This is a genomic window from Haloarcula sediminis (assembly GCF_035656455.1).
Lineage (GTDB): Archaea > Halobacteriota > Halobacteria > Halobacteriales > Haloarculaceae > Haloarcula > Haloarcula sediminis.
Genome location: NZ_JAYMGA010000008.1, coordinates 36,801 through 52,339, shown reverse-complemented (window position 1 = coordinate 52,339; position 15,539 = coordinate 36,801). Strand labels below are relative to the sequence as shown.

Sequence of the window (15,539 nt, the reverse complement as noted above, 5' to 3'; positions counted from 1 at the left end):
CGGCCAAGCGGGGTCGCTCCATCGATGACCGACAGTACGACTGGCCATCATATCAACAGTCCGAGATTGGTAATGAAGTCGTACGCGATACTGTAGTAGCTGACTTTTAGGCCGATATGAGGACGCAAGCTCCGGGAATCGGAGTCGTCACGTTCGCCCCGATGTCATTATCTTGTTGTCACTCCTACACCGACGCATGAATCACTGCCGCGCTATGTTCGGGACCGGTCGATGAGCCTGCTCAGCCGACTCGCCTTCGCCGTCCGCTCGAAGCTCTCGGCGCTGCTAAACCGGGTCTCGGACCCCGGGAGCGAGCTCGACTACTCCTACGAGCAGTTGCGCGACGAGCTACAGGCGGTCACGCGGGCCGTGGCCGACGTGACGACCCAGAAGAAACGCCTCGAGATACACCGCCGGCGGCTCCGGGAGAACGTCGAGAAGTACGACGGTCAGGCCCGGGAAGCGATGCGCCAGGACCGCGAGGACCTGGCCAGGCGCGCCCTAGAGAAGAAACAGGCCCACGTCTCACAGATAACCGAACTCAGCGAGCAGATAACGAGCCTCCAGGAGACCCAGGACCGACTGGTCGGCAAGCGTGCCGAGCTGGCGAGCCAGATAGAGCAGTTCCGCACGCGAAAGGAGACCGTCAAGGCGCGCTACGAGGCCGCCGAGGCGTCGGCCCGCGTCTCCGAGGCCTTCACCGGCGTCGGCGAGACGATAGACGACGTTGGGCGGGCAATGGAGCGGGCCACCGAGCGCACCGAACGCATGGAGGCCCGCGCCGAGGCCCTGGAGGAACTGGAGGCGACGGGCCAGCTGGAGAGCGTCCTCGCTGAGGGCGACGACATCGACCGGGAGCTAAACCGGCTCTCCACGGAGCGGTCCGTCGAGAACGAACTCGACACGCTGCGGGCACGGATGGAAAGCGAAGAACGCGCGACCGAGCCGGCGGACTGAATACGGCGTCTGTCCGGTCGGGGCTACTCGTGGTGGGTCGGGGCGGCCGCCTCGACGACCTCACAGGCCAGCGCCTCGAAGTCGGCGGTGTCGGGGACGACGTCGACCGGAATCCCGGCGCCCTCGGCCGTTTCCTTCGTGGGTTTCCCTATCGTTCCGACGGTCGCCTCTTTCAGTCCGTCGAGGGCACTATCACGAATACCGCGCTCCTCGGCCGCGTCGAGGAAGTGTTCGACGGTGAGCGAGGAGGTAAACAGCGCGGCGTCGAGGTCGCCGTCGGCCGCCAGTTGGGCTGACTCGCCGGCCTCTGGCGGCCGGACGAGCCGGTAGAGGACGGTCTCGTGAACGTACGCGCCGGCGTCGTCGAGCCCGTCGGTCAACACCGGCGAGCCGTGGTCCGAGCGGGCGACCTCGACGCGGGCGCCGGCCACCTCGGCTTCGAGTGTGGCGACCAGCCCGGTCGAGGAGAACTCCTCGGGCACCACGTCGACGCCGTAGCCCGCCTCACGCAGCGCCGCAGCGGTCGACTCGCCGATGGCACAGACGGTCGCCTCGCCGGGCTCCCAGCCCGCGTCGGCGGCCAGTTCGACCCCCGTCTTGCTCGTCAGGACGACGTAGTCACAATCCTCGCGCGGGGCCGCGTCGGTGGGTTCGACGGCGAGCATCGGGTCGGGCACGGGGTCGGCGCCGAGCGATTCCAGCAGTTCGACCGCGTTCGCCAGCCGCTCGTCGTCGGGCCGGAACGCCGCGACCCGAAGCCGTGGCGCCTCGCGCATCAGGCCCCCTCCAGGAACTCGACGACCCGCTCGCGCTCGCCCGCGACATCGCCGATGACCGTGATGGCGGGCGGTTCGATGCCCTCGCTGTCGCGCACGTCGACGATGGTGTCGAGCGTGCCCGTCGCGACGCGCTGGTCGGGCCAGGTCGCCCGCTCGATGAGCGCCACCGGTGTGTCGGGGTCCATCCCGTAGTTCAGCAGCTCGTCGGTGTAGGCGGGGAGTTTGCCGACGCCCATCAGCACGACGATGGTGCCGCCGGTGTCGGCCAGGGCCTCCCAGTCGACCGCCGACTCGTCTTTGGTGGGGTCCTCGTGGCCCGTGACGAAGGAGACCGAGGAGACGTAGTCGCGGTGGGTGACGGGGATGCTTGCCGCCTCCGGCCCGGCGATGGCACTGGTGATGCCGGGGACGATTTCGAACGGAATACCGTTCTCCGCCAGATGGACCATCTCCTCGCCGCCGCGGCCGAAGACGGTCGGGTCGCCGCCCTTGAGCCGGACGACGACGTTGCCCTGCTGGGCGGTCTCGACCAGTCGGGTGTTCGTGTACTCCTGGGGCGTCCACTCGCCGCCGGCGCGCTTGCCCACGTCCTCGCGTTTCTCCTCCGGAATCATCCCCAGGATTTCGGGGCCCGGAAGCTTGTCGTGGAGCACCACGTCGGCCTCCGCAAGCAGGCGCTTTGCCTTCACCGTCAGCAGGTCCGGGTCGCCCGGCCCGGAGCCGACGAGATACACTTTCCCGACCGTCGACTCACTCTTGCCTTCGAGGGGATCGTCGCTCATTCGTCGCCCTCCCGGGCGGTCGAAGCGTCGTCGTCGGCCCCGTCGCTGTCCCGCTTTGCGGCCTGGATGAGGTCGTCGGCGCCCCGCTCTGCGAGTTCGGCCGCGAGCTCCCGGGCCGCGTCGATGTGACGTTCCACGGGGAGGTCGCGGGCGACCTGGATGTTCTCCGTGCCGTCCTGGGAGAGGACTCTGACGCTGGTGTGGACGACGCCGCCGGAGAGACGCGCGTAGATGCCGATGGGCGCGACACAGCCACCGCCCAGCTCGGCCAGGATGGTCCGCTCGACGGTCGTCTCGACGCGTGTCCGGTCGTCGTCGAGGCGGTCGTGGATGTCCGTCGCGAGGTCGCCGTCGACGGCCGTCACCGCCAGGGCGCCCTGGCCGGGGGCCGGGACGAACGCCTCGGGGTCGAGTTCGACCGTGCTGACGTGGTGGGTCAAGCCGGCGCGGTCAAGCCCCGCCTTCGCCAGCACGATGGCGTCGTACTCGGTGTCGGGCTCGCGCTCCATCGCCCGCCGCTCTAGTTCCGCCAACCCGTTGAACCAGTCTTCCACGTCCTGTTCGTAGGGGAACTCGTAGTCCTCGTCGGGGTCGCCCGCCTGCGCCTTCCGCTCTTCCTCGGCCTCGTGGCGCTCCTGGTGTTCCTGCTGGAGCGACGGGGCGAGCAGCTTCTCGATGCGGGTGTCGACGTTGCCCCGCAGCGGTTCGACGACGAGGTCCGGGCGCTCGGCGAGCAGCTGGGCCTTCCGGCGCAGGCTCGACGTGCCGACGACGGCCCCCTCCGGCAGGTCGTCGAGGCCGGCGCCATCGGGCGTCACCAGCACGTCCACGGCGGGCCCGCGTTCGGGGACGCCGGCGACGACCAGCTCGTCGGGTCGCTCGGTCGGCATGTCCTTCATCGAGTGGACGGCGGCGTCCAGTTCGCCCGAAAGCACCTTCTCGTCTAAGCTGTGGACGAAGGCGCCGGTCTTGCCAAGCCGGTGGATGAGCTCGTCTGTGAGCTGGTCCCCCGTGGTCTCGACCTCGGTCAGTTCGACCGTGAGCCGCCGGCTCGCGAGCGAGTCACGAACCGTAGCGGCCTGACGAAGAGCGAGGTCGGAGCCGCGTGTCGCGAGTCGCAGTGTGTCCCCTGAGGTACTCATACCCACTCTTGGACGGGCCGCTGTGAAAAGCACATCACTTCAGACGGAGTATTGTGGCTGTGTACCGGTAATCGCCGGGTCGGACTGGCAAGAGGCCCCGTGGCCGACAACCCTTACCAGGGCTCGTCTTTGAGTCCGAGCGCGTACGCGATAACGTTCGTCAGGACGTGCAAGAGCGGCGTGATGACCACCACCGCGATGAGAACCGGGCGCGTGAACGTCGCTTCGGTCCAGGCGGGCGCCAGTATCCAGACACAGGCCAGCGCGCCAAGCGCGAAGTCGAGCTGGTCTAACACGGGAAACGCCGCACCGCGTTCCCGACCGGTCCGGCGTTTAACGAAGGAGGCGGCGATGTCGCCAAACATCGCCCCGAAGGCCAGACCGAGCCCGACCCGAACCGAAAACGTCGGGAGAGAGTACCCCACCAGCGCGCTCACCGCCGGCGCGATGGCTGTCAGGCCCAGCGCGACGGCGGTACCCGCCGCCGTCCCCAGGACGGTCCCGCGCTGTGTCTTGCCGTCGCCCAGGATGCGTCCGTCGGGCAGCGACCGTCCGCCGTCTATCGGTTTGCCCCCGCCGGCCAGTACGGCAACGTTGTTGGGCACGTACGCGGGCAACATCGCCCAGACTGCGGTCACGACGACCCCGAGTGTGTCCATGTTCGCGCCGTCACGTGGCGCTGTCTTAACCGATGTGGCTTCGGGCGGCAAACTCCGGCCGTCGACACCGTCCGGTGTGTGGCAAGTATGACCTGCGTGAAGCCGGTCGCGGGCGTGTCGTCACCGACAGAGCACCGGCGACGGCTACGCGAACCGGCTGTCCGGTGAGCCGTCGGGCGCGTAGAAGGGAAGGGCTGATTATCCGTCGCCGCCAGGTGGAGATATGGCCTCGGGTTCGTCGTGGAAGCGGGACTTCGCGAGCGGCCTCATCATCCTGTTGCCGATACTCGTCACGACGTACGTTATCGTCTATCTCTACAGCATCCTCGCCGGCGCGTCAGTCTTTCTCCCCTCTATCGACGACCAGCTCCTCATCGCGGTGGGGGTCCCCGCCAGCGCTGCCACGCCGACCGCTGTCGAGTTCGTCCGGGTCTCTGTCTCGATGGTTCTTTTCGTCCTCATCGTCTTCTCCGTGGGCTATCTGATGCGGACGGCCTTCGGCGACTTCGTGGAACAGACCCTCGACGACGCGATGAATCAGGTGCCGGGGCTCCGGGTGGTGTACAACGCCTCGAAGATGGCGGTCGAGACGGCCGTCGGCGGGACGGACGAACTCCAGACGCCGGTGAAACTCGAAGTGTGGGACGGGCTGCGGATGACGGCGTTCAAGACCGGACAGACGACCGAGGACGGCCGCGACGTGCTCTTCTTGCCGACCGCGCCGAACATCACCACGGGCTTTGTCATCGAGGTCGAGTCCGACACCTACGAGGAGACCGACGAACGCGTGGAGGATGCGCTGACGCGTATCCTCTCGGCCGGCTTTGGTGATACGGAGGAGCGCGCACAGACGATCCCGATCGCGGGCGAGGACGACTAGCGGCGCGTCGCCCGCGGGCCCGTCTGGGAACCGGACTCCAACGTGACAGACGGGATACCGAGGCCCGGCGTCGGCCACCGTGGCGCCGAACCGTGTCCGTGAGCGCCCACGCTGGTCTTACCCCCGCATCAGATTCAGTACCTCGTCGACGACATCTGGCTCGACGGCGATGACGTAGCTGCTACCCGGTGTCAGGGTCGTATCGGCGCGTGCGATTCGCTCCCCGTCGTCGTCGGAGACGACGAGGGTTCCCGCGGGAAAGCGAACCTCCGAGAGCGCTTTCCCGGCGGCCGGGGCGCCTTCGGCGACGCGAATGTGCATGATGTCGAGGTTGGCGGTCACGTCCGCGAGCGTCTGGACGTCGCTGCCCAGAATCTCGTTGGCCGCCACTCTGGCACCGGCCCGTTCGGGGAAGACGACCGCATCGACAAACCGGGTGTATGCCGTACCGACTGCACGGTCGATACGCGCGACCGTCCGGATGTCGGGCGTCAGCTCTGTGGCGGCCAGACAGACAGCCAGGTTCAGCCCACTCTCACCCGTCAGCGCGGCGATTGCGTCCGCACGCTCGACACCCGCCTGTTCGATGATGTCCGGGTTCGTCGCGTCACCCTCGATGACCGTCGCCACCCACTGGTCGGCGATGTCCGAGACGATCCGCTCGTCGCGTTCGATTATCGTTACGTCGTGGCCGCGGTCGGCGAGTATATCGGCTGTCTGGAAACCGACGCGCCCACCGCCTGCGATGATGATGTCGAGGTCACTGCTCATGGGTCAGTCCTCAGCCTCCGGTGTTATTTCGGTGTCGGCGTCCGCCGCCCCACGCTCCGATGGTCCCTTCACCCGGTTGAGTGCGAAATACGCGAGCGCCCCGAGCAGAATCCACGCCGCGCTGAGTCCAAGCGCCAGCGGGTCCGTCCGGAACAGATACTCCACGAGCACCCCCGTCAGAACCAGATTGAGCGCGATACCGACCAGCGGCGGGACCGGGTAGAACGGCATCTCGTACGGGCGATTCATGTTCGGTCGCTCCCGGCGGAGCCTGATGACGGCGACGTTGACGATGATAAACGACAACAGGAAAAACAGGCTCGACATGTTGCCGGCGCTCTGGGTCGGCAGCGCCACCGACCCGAGCATCACGACGCCGCTTGCGATGATCGCCACGAACGGCGTCCCGTAGCGATGGTGTAGCTGGCCGACCGAGGGGAGCAACTGCCCTTCACGCCCCATCGAGAACGCGACCCGGGAGGAGGCGATGACGACCGCGTTGAGCGCCGTCAGGGTCGAGAACACGGCCCCGAAGACGATGAGCGCGCCGCCGTTCTGGATAATCGGCAGTCCGGTCGGCATGAACGACGTCGCCGCCGTCGCGATGCCCGCCTCGCCGGCCTCGGCGAGCCCCTGGGCCCCGAGCGTCCCGACGGCGACGGTCACGACCGCCAGATAGACGACGACGGTCACGGCGAGGCTGATGAATATCGCTTTCGGGATGTTCTCACGCGGGTTCTGTACCTCCTCCGTGACGGTGGTGATGAGGTCGTACCCCTCGAAGGCGATGAAGGTCAGTCCCATCGCCGGCAGGACCGCGGCCGCCCCGCCGCCCCGGGGGAACAGCGGCTGGAACTCGGCCCCCGAGAACATCGGTGACGCGAGCCCGAACGCGACGAACACCACCAGGATAGAAACTTTGACGACGGTGAAAATCGTCTCGACGCTGCCGCTTGCGGCCGTCGAGACGGCGTTGAGCGCCACCAGACCGAGCACCGCCACGAACGCCAGCAGAAAGGCGATCGGGAGCGCCGTATCGACCACTGGCAGCGCGACAGCGCCCACCTGGTCCGGCGACGGGACCACCCCGTAAACGTGCAGTAGTTCGAGAAAGTTCGGCGCAAAGCCAAGCGCGTACAGCGCCCCCGCAATCATGTAGGCAAACCAGAGCATCCAGCCCATGATGAACGAGGCGAAGTCCTCGAATATCTCCCGGACGAAGGCGTACCCGCCGCCGCTCTTGGGAATCGAGGCAGCGAGTTCCGCGTACGAAAGCCCCGTAAACGCCGTTACGGCGCCGTTCAGTGCGAAGACGAGGATCGCAGCCGGCCCGGCTATCTCGGCGGCCAGGCCCGTCAGCACGAAGATGCCGGCCCCGATCATCGCCCCCATCCCGATCATCGTCGCGTCGAGCAAGCCGAGCTCGGCCTCGGGTGACCGGGTCCGGCTCTTGCTCATTGCATCCTACCGCTGGTCGACGTGCGATTCACCGTACACTGTCCGTACGCCGCTCGGTCCATTTCACTTCCAATGTGCGTGCTCCTATCCTAAGAACCATCGCGATATCTCAGAAGCCGAGAGAGACACCCTGCCATAGACACCCCGTTCTCGGGGTGTTGTAACTGTCGTGGGATTGAACAGAGAGGAGTTGCAACGACGAACAATGGCCCGGACAAAACGATTCGTCATCGCCGGCGGCGGCCGCGTCGGGGAACAGACCGCCGAGAACCTCACCGAGCAGGGTCACGACGTGCTGTTGATCGAGTCCGACGAGGAGCGCGTCGAGGCGTTGTCAGACGCGTACCTCGGTCCCGTCATCCACGGCGATGCCACGCGCCCGTCCGTGCTGGAACAGGCCGACCTGGGCGAGGCAGACGCCATCGCCGCACTCACCGACGAGCCGGGCACGAACCTCGCGATCTGCATGGAGGCCCAGCAGTACGCCCCGTCGATACGGACAATCGCGAGGGCGGAGACGGGAACCGACCAGGAGTACGAGGAAGTCGTCGACGCGACGCTGCTCCCCGAGTTCCTCGGCGGCGACCACGCGGCGGACATACTGACCCGCGAGGATATCCGAACGCTCGTCTACCCGACGGCCGACCTGGATATCATCGAGGTCAGCGTCGCGCCGTCGGCGCCCGTTGCGGGGCGGCGTCTCGACGAGATCGCCCTCCCGTCCGGGAGCCTCCTGATCTCGACAGCGGACCGGGCGGAACTGGCCGGGGCCGATACGGTGTTAGAGCCCGGCGAGCGGTACATCCTCGCAGTCGAGTCCGACGTCGTCGACGAGGTGCTGAAGCTCCTGCGCGGGTGATGCGACCGGGAGCGACGACGGCCCTAGAGGTAGCGGAACCACTCCTCGCGGTCGCCCGACTCCACCAGGTCGAAAAAGGCCGTCTGGATGTCGTCGGTGACCGGCCCCTTCGTCCCCGAGCCGATCTGGTTGTCGTCGACGCTCCGGATGGGCGTGACCTCCGCCGCGGTCCCGGTGAAAAACAGCTCGTCGGCAGTGTACAGTTCACCGCGGGAGATGGTCGCGTCGTCGTGGACCACATAGCCCATGTCCTCTGCCAGTTCGATGGCCGTCTGGCGCGTGATACCGTCGAGGATGGACTCGGCGAGCCCGGTGGTGTATATCTCGCCGTCACGCACGAGGAAGATGTTCTCGCCCGGGCCTTCGGCGACGTTGCCCTCCTTGTTGAGGACGATGGCCTCCGCGTAGCCGTTGGCCTTTGCCTCCTGGGAGGCGAGCACGCTGTTGACGTAGGTGCCCGTGGTCTTGGCGTTGGTCGGTATCTGGCTGGAGGCGTACTTGCGCCAGGAAGAGACGGCCACGTCGACGCCCTCCTCCAGGGCCTCGTCGCCGAGATAGGCGCCCCAGGGCCAGACCGCGAGCGCGACCTGCACCGGCGACTCGTCCGGGTTCAGCCCCAGCGGGCCGTAGCCGTAGAAGGCGATGGGGCGGATATAACAGGAATCGAGGTCTTCGCGCCGGATGAGTTCCTCCGTGGCCTCGGTGAGTTCGGCCTTCGAGAACGGGATGTCGATGTCGTACACCTTCGCGGAGTCATAGAAGCGGTCCAGATGCTCCTCCCAGCGGAAGATGGCCGGCCCCTGCTCGGTCCCGTAACAGCGGACCCCCTCGAAGACGCCGGTGCCGTAGTGGAGCGCGTGGGTGAGGACGTGAATCTGTGCGTCCTCGAAGTCGACGAACTCCCCGTCGAGCCATATCTCCTCGACGCCCTCGAACATCTCCGGGCGGGCGCTCATGCTGTCTGCCCCCACGTCTCAACGTGACTGTCAGTCCCGGCGAACGGCTCGTCGTGTGTCATACCTACCCCATTGAAGTCCTCGGTTAAGAGTGTTGACGGTCCGTGTCGCCCGTTCACAACCGTGTCGGTCAGCCGACACGGAAAAAGTGGCCGCGGGAGTTCGGCCGTTACTCGCCGGCAGTACCGGCGGGGCTGGCGGTCCCACCGTCGTCGGTGGGCGTCGCCTCGTCGTCATCTTCCGGGGTGTCGTCCGCCGGCGTGTCAGTCGGCGTGTCATCCGCCGGCGTGTCATCTGCCGGGGTGTCAGTTGGCGTGTCATCCGCCGGGGTATCGGTCGGCGTGCCGTCATCTGTCGGCGTGTCGTCTGCCGGGGTATCGGTCGGCGTGTCGTCCGCCGGGGTGTCAGTCGGCGTGTCATCCGCCGGCGTGTCATCTGCCGGGGTGTCAGTTGGCGTGTCATCCGCCGGGGTATCGGTCGGCGTGCCGTCATCTACCGGCGTATCGTCTGCCGGGGTGTCGGTCGGGGTGTCATCCGCCGGCGTGTCAGTTGACGTATCGTCTGCCGGGGTGTCAGTTGGCGTATCGTCTGCCGGGGTGTCAGTTGGCGTATCGTCTGCCGGGGTGTCAGTTGGCGTGTCGTCTTCTGGGGTGTCGGTCGGCGTATCGTCCGCCGGTGTCTCCGTCTCGTTCTCGTCAGTGTCGTTGACGACCGTGACATCGGCGTCGTCAGTCACCGCCTCACCGCCGTCGGTGTAAGGGCCGTCGTCAGTGCCGTTGCTGCTGACGAAGTCGTAGCTCTCGTCGTCGGTCGTCTCCTCGTGTGGCATCGCGATGAGCGTCGCGCTCTCGGTCAGTTCCGACTCGTCGAACTCGGCGCCCGGGACATCGAACAGCTCGACCTCGATGTCCTCGTAGTCGCCGGCTTCGAGGTACTCGGAGACCCCGATGACGCTACCCACAGCGTCACCGTCGAGCAGGGTGTCGTTGTGGATGGCGACGTGGCCGTCCTCGGGCACAGTCACGTTCTGGACCGTGACAGAGGTCCCGTCGGTCTCTTGGTCGTCGAACGTGACCGCCGCGGTCTCGTCCGTCTCGTTCTCGTCGGTATCGTTGCCGACCGTGATGTCGGCGTCGTCGGTCACCGCCTCACCGCCGTCGGTGTAGGGGCCGTCGTCGGTGCCGTTGCTGCTGACGAAGTCATAGCTCTCGTCGCCGGTCGTCTCCTCGTGTGGCATCGCGATGAGCGTCCCGTTCTCGGTCAGCTCGGACTCGTCGAACTCGGCGCCCGGGACATCGAACAGTTCGACGGTCAGGTTGTCGTACGTCCCGGCTTCGAGGTACTCGGAGACCCCGATGACGCTACCTACAGCGTCACCGTCGAGCAAGCTGTCGTTGTGGATGGCGACGTAGCCGTCCTCGGGCACCGTCACGTTATCGACTGTGACGGTCGTGCCGTCGGACTCCTGGTCCTCGAAGTTCACCGTCGCGGGCTCGTCCGTGTCAGTGTCGGTGTCGTCCGTGTCGTCCGTGTCAGTGTCGGTGTCGTCCGTGTCAGTGTCAGTGTCGTCAGCGTCGACATCGTCACAGGTGCCGGCCGAAATCTGGAGGGTCTCGTTTAGCTCCAGGTCGGTCCGAGTGACGTTGTCGCTGTCGTTCGAGAGGACCTGCCAGGACTCGACAACGCCGTCGGCCGAACCGTACATCTCGGCATCCTCGTTGAACGCCGGTTCGATGGTAACGTTAGTGTCGTTGTCGATGCCGGAGTAGACACCGCCGTCGGTGGCTTCCTCGTCCCAGTCCCAGTCGACGGTCGACGTCGTGTTGGTGACCGTCCAGTTGTCGGTGCTGGTGTTGGCGTCGTAGTCGTCGTCGCGGACCGTCCAGTTCCCGTCCTCCGGCAGGCCGGTGACGTTGAACGTGGCCACGCCGCCGTCGGCGCTCTCGTTGTCCACCGCGCCGTGGACGAAGACGAGGTACGCGCTGTCGTTCGCGGTGTCAGTGTACAGGAAGACATTGCTCGTGTTCGGCGCCTGGAGGTCAGTCGTCCCCTCGGAACTGAACGAGGTCCCCGTCGCGTTGACATAGGGGTTGTCCGAGAAGTTCTCCGGGAGCCGGTAGTCGTAGTACTCGATGGCGGACTCGTTGTCCGAGAACGCCGTGATGGGGGTACACTCCTCGCCCTGAACGGCGACGTAGGACTGGTTCCCCGCCGCGGAGGCCTGCTGTGCGGCGCCGAGCCCGCTCAGCGGTACCAGTGCGAGACTCAGGACCACGACAAGTGTGGCGAGTCTGCGATACGATGATCGATATCCGTTGGAATCCGGTTCCATACGCATCACACCCCGTCGTAAATACGGTTTGTTATTACCGCCGTAGCGAGCGGTAAGCCCGGGGCAGGCCCGCCGCGCCGTCGACAAGGCGGGCTTATCGCTCGCCGTGGAGGCTCCCTCCAAACTGGCCGAGCGCGGGCCAGCCGTACGTCCCCGTTACCCTGACAGTCCGCTCGTCGCGGGTGACAGCCCGGTCGCCCGCCTCGAACTGCACGGTCCCGACCCCGTCTTTGGTGTCCGCTATCGCCCCGGCGAGGTCACCCGGGAGTTCCAGTACGCCGACGACCGGCGACCGAGCGCCCGTACCAGTCGCCGGCGGGTAGGACGGGGACACATCTGTCAGGGAGTGGTGTCCGACCGGGAGAGAGACATCATCCGACAGGGGAGCGATAGACGCCATCCGACGGCGGATTGGGGACGAACAGGCGTTTCGGCGGTGTATCTTCGATACCAGTTAGCCCACCGACACCACCACAGTGACCGGTTCGACACGGCGTACGTTCCAGTAAATTGAAGTCTAGCCGTGAGTAGTAGCCCCCGTGAGAGAGATTGCGAGACGAGATGCCCTCCAGGTCGTCGCCGGACTCGCGTCGGCGGCGGCCGTCGGTACCGCGGCCGGCCACCTCACCCCGGCCCCAGCAACCACCCCGCCCGACACCGTCCCCGCAACCGCGGACGGGCTCGTGTACGCAGACATCGACGTCCTCCGTCAGGACGGCGGGCTGCGAGCGCTGACCACCGCCGCCCTGCAACAGCGCGCGCAGTACGTCTCCGCCGACGCCGACGGGGGTCCCCGGACCGTCGATGCCGTACTCGCCGACGTGGAGTCGGAGTTCGACACCGACCCCGCGAAGGCCCACCGCGCGACCGCCTTCGGCGATATCGGGGGCGACGGTGACGAGCGGTTCAGCGGCTACGCCGGCGTCGTCCTCGACGCGGAGCTGAGCGCCGAAGACGTCAAATCGGGTATCGAGAACCTTGACGACATCGACTTCAGCGAACTCGACGCGTCCGGAACCGTCGTCTACGAGCCCGAGTCCGCGGACGGGCCGTGGGTCGGCGGGCTCGGGTCGGACCGCGTCGTCGTCGGGACCGAAGCGGCCGTCTACGACGTGGTCGACGTACAAAACGGCGAGACAGCGGCCGTCGGCGAGCCGGTCAGGGGTGCGTTCGCGGACGCCCGCGACGCCCCCGTTCGCTTTGCCGGTCGGCTGCCGGACCCGAGCGACAACGACGCCGTGCCCGCGAGTGTCGACAGCGGCGGCCGGTCGATAGACCTCACTCCGCTGGACCGCGCCGCCACGCTCGCTGGCGCCGTCTACCGCGACGGCGACGTCCGGGGCCTGGAGACGACGCTTGACGCCGCTACGACTGCCGCCGCGAGCGACGTGACGAGTGTGGTCCGGCAGCTGCGCGAGCGCGCCGAGTCGGAGCTTCGGGACGGGACGCTCGCCGACCTCGTCGGTGACATCGCGGTCGAACGCGACGGCGCGACCGTGACTGCGTCCGTCGAGCGGACCACCGGCGAGTTGCAGTCGCTGACCGACGACGGCTCGGCCAGTTACTGACTGGTCGACAGCAGTTTTCGCGGAAAAGTCACGCCAGCGCGGCGACGATGGCCCGGCCCTCGACGTAGTGGAGCCCCTGCTCGTGCGCGTAGACCCGCGCGTCGGCGGGCGAGAGCGCGCCGCCGGTCCCGTCGTCGAGCATCTCACAGACCACGACGGCGGGCGGCTGGTCGGCGGCGTCCGCCAGGGCGATACCCAGCTCGGTGTGGCCCTCGCGGTCCGCGAGCAGGTCCGGCGCGGCCCGCAGCAGGTGGACGTGCCCGGGCGACCGGAACGACTCGGCGAAGGCCTCGGGGTCGGGGTCGGTCGCGAGCGCGGCCAGTTCCGTGATGGTCAGCGAGCGGTCGTCGTCGGTGATGCCCGTAAACGTGTCGCGGTGGTTCACCGTCAGCGAAAAGGAGGAGCGCTCGTCGTAGGCGAGTTCGTGGTCGGCGCTCGTCGGGTGGTCGAGCACGTCCTGCATGAAGGGGAGCTCCAGCGCGGCGGCCGCGGCGTCCGAGAGCGCCAGACAGACAAGCCCGCCGGCGTCGTTGCGCAGTCGGGCGACGGCCTCGGGCGTGACCGAGCCCGCGGGGTAGACGATGTCCGTCTCGCCCTCCCGGTCGGCGGCGTCGTGAATCAGGACCGGCTCGCCACGGGCAAAGGCGTCGATAGCGGCCTGAACGGTGTCGGCGTCGGCGTCCGCGGTCTCACTCCGAGACATGGACAGTCACCTCGTCGCCGTCTTCGAGTTCGAGGATGTCGCGGAGCTTCTCCGGCGCGATTATCTCCGCCTTCTCCTCGCCGTGGTGGGTGCGTTCCGGCGCGATGATGTGGGCCGGCTCGTACTCGCCGTCGCCGCTCTCGACCGAGACGGGGTAGCAGTAGGCCGGGCCGTACGTGCGTTCGTCGTCCTCCCAGCCCTCGATGGTGACGGGTTCGAGCGCGCCCAGGCGGGCGCGCTTGCGGACGCTGTCCTCGGTCAGTTCGAGGTTGAGCGTCCCCGCGAAAGGCTCGTAGTCGAGACGCTCGATGAACTGTTTCATGTAGCCCGGCAGCGTGATGTAGTGGCGGCCCTCGCCCATGCCGGAGGTGACCAGTCCCTGCAGGTGGACGCTGGCGTCGGACTCGAAGATGCGCCGGTAGTCGGCGTATTCGGACTGGAGGCGGCGCTCGCCCGCGTCCGTGATGTCGACCTCCTGGCCGTCGCCGAGCATGTCTCGGTCGACCAGGTCGGCGTCTTCCAGGCGCTGGAGCCGCCGGGAGGCCGTCTGATTCGAGGCGTCGAGCCGCCCCGCCAGGTCCGCACAGGAGACCTTCGTCGGCCCGTCGAGGGCGCCGTCGAGCGCGAGCAGCTTCAGCGTCGCGAGTTCATCCCGCCCGACGGCCTGTCCCGTTGATTCAGCCATGGCCGGCGTTACGGACTATATCCGGATAAGCATATCGAAGATGGAACTCGTCACACAATTGGGACAGGGCCGTCAGCGCCGCGCGTCGGTCAGGAGTTCGGCGATAGCTCTGCGTTTCAGGAGGACAAAGCCCGTAAACACGAGCAGGAAGCCGGCCACGGTCGGCAGGGTCACCGACTCGCCTAAGACGGCGATACCGACGACGGTCGCCACGACGGGGACGAGATAGGCGACGAGCGAGGTCTCCAGTGCCCCGCGAACCTCAAGCAGCGTGTAGTAGATGAAGAAGGCCACGGCCGTCGCGAAGACGCCGAGGTAGGCGACGGCGGCCCACCCGGGGACGGTGGCGGGGAGGGCGAAGGGTTCACCGAGAGCGGCGCTGACGGCAAAGAGGAGCGCGCCGCCGACGGCCATCGACCACCCCGAGAGCGCGGCCGGGTCGAGGGAGGGGCCGGCCCGCTGGATGATGACGCCCCCCAGCGCGACGCTCGCGGCCTGCCCGAGGATGAGCAGGCGGCCGACCGCGTCGCCGCCGAGCAGGTTCGCCGGGTCCGGCCGGACGATGAGGCCGACGCCGACGAGGCCAAGCAGGATGCCGACCGCACCGACGGCCGAGACCCGTTCCTCGGGCAGCAGGGCAAGCGCCCACAGCGAGGTCAACACGGGGACGAGACTCTGCATGATGGCCGCGACGCCGCTGGGGACGGTCTGCTGGCCGACAAACAGGAGCGCGTTGCCGGCCACGAGGAAGGCGCCGCCGCCGACGATGGCGTCGACGTCCGGCCGGCCCGCGGGCCGCCAGTCCTCCCGGCGAGCCAGCGCCATCCCCAGCAGGAGCACGGCGGCGATACCGTAGCGAAAGGCCGCAAACAGCACGGGCTCCAGCGAGCGCAGGCCCACCTCGATAGCCAGGAAGGACAGGCCCCACAGCGTCGCCAGCAGGACGAACAGACCGACGGTGTACAGCCGGCGGGACACAGGCCCGCTCGGGTGTGGCGATAGGTATAC

16 protein-coding genes are annotated in these 15,539 nt (G+C 67.4%); 4 read left to right on the top strand and 12 right to left on the bottom strand.

Features of this window, described 5'->3' with window-relative positions; translation table 11 throughout:
* Nucleotides 1-231 precede the first annotated feature (231 nt).
* The gene (locus VJ162_RS14180; protein WP_324665189.1) at nucleotides 232-957 is read left to right on the top strand and encodes a PspA/IM30 family protein; all 726 of its coding nucleotides are present in this window, start codon (nucleotides 232-234) and stop codon (nucleotides 955-957) included.
* A gap of 23 nt (nucleotides 958-980) precedes the next feature.
* Here the strand turns inward: VJ162_RS14180 and VJ162_RS14175 are convergent, their stop codons facing one another.
* The 4 genes from VJ162_RS14175 to VJ162_RS14160 all read right to left on the bottom strand — a co-directional run bounded on the left by VJ162_RS14175 (nucleotide 981) and on the right by VJ162_RS14160 (nucleotide 4,319).
* The gene (locus VJ162_RS14175) at nucleotides 981-1,733 is read right to left on the bottom strand and encodes a uroporphyrinogen-III synthase (protein WP_324665187.1); all 753 of its coding nucleotides are present in this window, start codon (nucleotides 1,731-1,733) and stop codon (nucleotides 981-983) included.
* Complete coding sequence (cobA, locus tag VJ162_RS14170) at nucleotides 1,733-2,518, bottom strand: uroporphyrinogen-III C-methyltransferase (RefSeq protein WP_324665186.1); 786 nt, start codon at nucleotides 2,516-2,518, stop codon at nucleotides 1,733-1,735. Before cobA ends, VJ162_RS14175 begins: the two co-directional genes overlap by 1 nt.
* Entirely contained in the window at nucleotides 2,515-3,660 is a 1,146-nt protein-coding gene (gene hemC / locus VJ162_RS14165) for a hydroxymethylbilane synthase (RefSeq protein WP_324665185.1), read from the bottom strand. The genes cobA and hemC overlap by 4 nt, the downstream gene beginning before the upstream one ends.
* A gap of 113 nt (nucleotides 3,661-3,773) precedes the next feature.
* Entirely contained in the window at nucleotides 3,774-4,319 is a 546-nt protein-coding gene (locus VJ162_RS14160) for a CDP-2,3-bis-(O-geranylgeranyl)-sn-glycerol synthase (protein ID WP_324665184.1), read from the bottom strand.
* Nucleotides 4,320-4,542: 223 nt separating this feature from the next.
* Between VJ162_RS14160 and VJ162_RS14155 the strand changes: the two genes are divergently transcribed.
* Nucleotides 4,543-5,199, top strand: coding sequence for a DUF502 domain-containing protein (locus tag VJ162_RS14155; protein WP_324665183.1), 657 nt, complete (start codon nucleotides 4,543-4,545; stop codon nucleotides 5,197-5,199).
* A gap of 117 nt (nucleotides 5,200-5,316) precedes the next feature.
* On the opposite strand, the gene VJ162_RS14150 is transcribed toward VJ162_RS14155, so the two are convergent.
* Entirely contained in the window at nucleotides 5,317-5,970 is a 654-nt protein-coding gene (locus VJ162_RS14150; protein WP_324665182.1) for a potassium channel family protein, read from the bottom strand.
* Nucleotides 5,971-5,973: 3 nt separating this feature from the next.
* Complete coding sequence (locus VJ162_RS14145) at nucleotides 5,974-7,428, bottom strand: APC family permease (RefSeq protein ID WP_324665181.1); 1,455 nt, start codon at nucleotides 7,426-7,428, stop codon at nucleotides 5,974-5,976.
* Nucleotides 7,429-7,633: 205 nt separating this feature from the next.
* Between VJ162_RS14145 and VJ162_RS14140 the strand changes: the two genes are divergently transcribed.
* Nucleotides 7,634-8,287, top strand: coding sequence for a potassium channel family protein (locus VJ162_RS14140; protein ID WP_324665179.1), 654 nt, complete (start codon nucleotides 7,634-7,636; stop codon nucleotides 8,285-8,287).
* Between the two features lie 23 nt (nucleotides 8,288-8,310).
* On the opposite strand, the gene VJ162_RS14135 is transcribed toward VJ162_RS14140, so the two are convergent.
* The 3 genes from VJ162_RS14135 to VJ162_RS14125 form a co-directional block, all read right to left on the bottom strand.
* On the bottom strand, nucleotides 8,311-9,243 hold the full coding sequence (locus tag VJ162_RS14135; protein ID WP_324665178.1) for a branched-chain amino acid transaminase: 933 nt from the start codon (nucleotides 9,241-9,243) through the stop codon (nucleotides 8,311-8,313).
* A gap of 169 nt (nucleotides 9,244-9,412) precedes the next feature.
* The gene (locus VJ162_RS14130; RefSeq protein ID WP_324665177.1) at nucleotides 9,413-11,575 is read right to left on the bottom strand and encodes a DUF7282 domain-containing protein; all 2,163 of its coding nucleotides are present in this window, start codon (nucleotides 11,573-11,575) and stop codon (nucleotides 9,413-9,415) included.
* 94 nt (nucleotides 11,576-11,669) lie between these two features.
* Nucleotides 11,670-11,909 (bottom strand): hypothetical protein, encoded by a 240-nt coding sequence (locus tag VJ162_RS14125; RefSeq protein ID WP_324665176.1) that lies wholly within the window; start codon nucleotides 11,907-11,909, stop codon nucleotides 11,670-11,672.
* A gap of 205 nt (nucleotides 11,910-12,114) precedes the next feature.
* On the opposite strand from VJ162_RS14125, the gene VJ162_RS14120 reads away from it, so the two are divergent.
* Nucleotides 12,115-13,143 carry a hypothetical protein gene (locus VJ162_RS14120; RefSeq protein ID WP_324665175.1) on the top strand — a complete coding sequence of 343 codons (1,029 nt, stop codon included), beginning with the start codon at nucleotides 12,115-12,117 and terminating at the stop codon, nucleotides 13,141-13,143.
* Between the two features lie 28 nt (nucleotides 13,144-13,171).
* Here the strand turns inward: VJ162_RS14120 and ribB are convergent, their stop codons facing one another.
* From ribB to VJ162_RS14105, 3 genes are all read right to left on the bottom strand, one after another.
* Nucleotides 13,172-13,846: a 3,4-dihydroxy-2-butanone-4-phosphate synthase gene (gene ribB, locus VJ162_RS14115; RefSeq protein WP_324665174.1), complete on the bottom strand. Its 675-nt coding sequence runs from the start codon at nucleotides 13,844-13,846 to the stop codon at nucleotides 13,172-13,174.
* Complete coding sequence (locus tag VJ162_RS14110) at nucleotides 13,833-14,531, bottom strand: DUF120 domain-containing protein (RefSeq protein ID WP_324665173.1); 699 nt, start codon at nucleotides 14,529-14,531, stop codon at nucleotides 13,833-13,835. Before VJ162_RS14110 ends, ribB begins: the two co-directional genes overlap by 14 nt.
* 72 nt (nucleotides 14,532-14,603) lie before the next feature.
* Nucleotides 14,604-15,509, bottom strand: coding sequence for a DMT family transporter (locus VJ162_RS14105; protein ID WP_324665172.1), 906 nt, complete (start codon nucleotides 15,507-15,509; stop codon nucleotides 14,604-14,606).
* Between the last annotated feature and the right edge of the window lie 30 nt (nucleotides 15,510-15,539).

Coding starts and splice junctions, on each gene's coding strand:
- VJ162_RS14180 (WP_324665189.1), top strand. CDS start 232: ATGAGCCTGCTCAGCCGACTCGCCTTCGCCGTCCGCTCGAAGCTCTCG.
- VJ162_RS14175 (WP_324665187.1), bottom strand. CDS start 1,733: ATGCGCGAGGCGCCACGGCTTCGGGTCGCGGCGTTCCGGCCCGACGAC.
- cobA (WP_324665186.1), bottom strand. CDS start 2,518: ATGAGCGACGATCCCCTCGAAGGCAAGAGTGAGTCGACGGTCGGGAAA.
- hemC (WP_324665185.1), bottom strand. CDS start 3,660: ATGAGTACCTCAGGGGACACACTGCGACTCGCGACACGCGGCTCCGAC.
- VJ162_RS14160 (WP_324665184.1), bottom strand. CDS start 4,319: ATGGACACACTCGGGGTCGTCGTGACCGCAGTCTGGGCGATGTTGCCC.
- VJ162_RS14155 (WP_324665183.1), top strand. CDS start 4,543: ATGGCCTCGGGTTCGTCGTGGAAGCGGGACTTCGCGAGCGGCCTCATC.
- VJ162_RS14150 (WP_324665182.1), bottom strand. CDS start 5,970: ATGAGCAGTGACCTCGACATCATCATCGCAGGCGGTGGGCGCGTCGGT.
- VJ162_RS14145 (WP_324665181.1), bottom strand. CDS start 7,428: ATGAGCAAGAGCCGGACCCGGTCACCCGAGGCCGAGCTCGGCTTGCTC.
- VJ162_RS14140 (WP_324665179.1), top strand. CDS start 7,634: ATGGCCCGGACAAAACGATTCGTCATCGCCGGCGGCGGCCGCGTCGGG.
- VJ162_RS14135 (WP_324665178.1), bottom strand. CDS start 9,243: ATGAGCGCCCGCCCGGAGATGTTCGAGGGCGTCGAGGAGATATGGCTC.
- VJ162_RS14130 (WP_324665177.1), bottom strand. CDS start 11,575: ATGGAACCGGATTCCAACGGATATCGATCATCGTATCGCAGACTCGCC.
- ribB (WP_324665174.1), bottom strand. CDS start 13,846: ATGTCTCGGAGTGAGACCGCGGACGCCGACGCCGACACCGTTCAGGCC.
- VJ162_RS14110 (WP_324665173.1), bottom strand. CDS start 14,531: ATGGCTGAATCAACGGGACAGGCCGTCGGGCGGGATGAACTCGCGACG.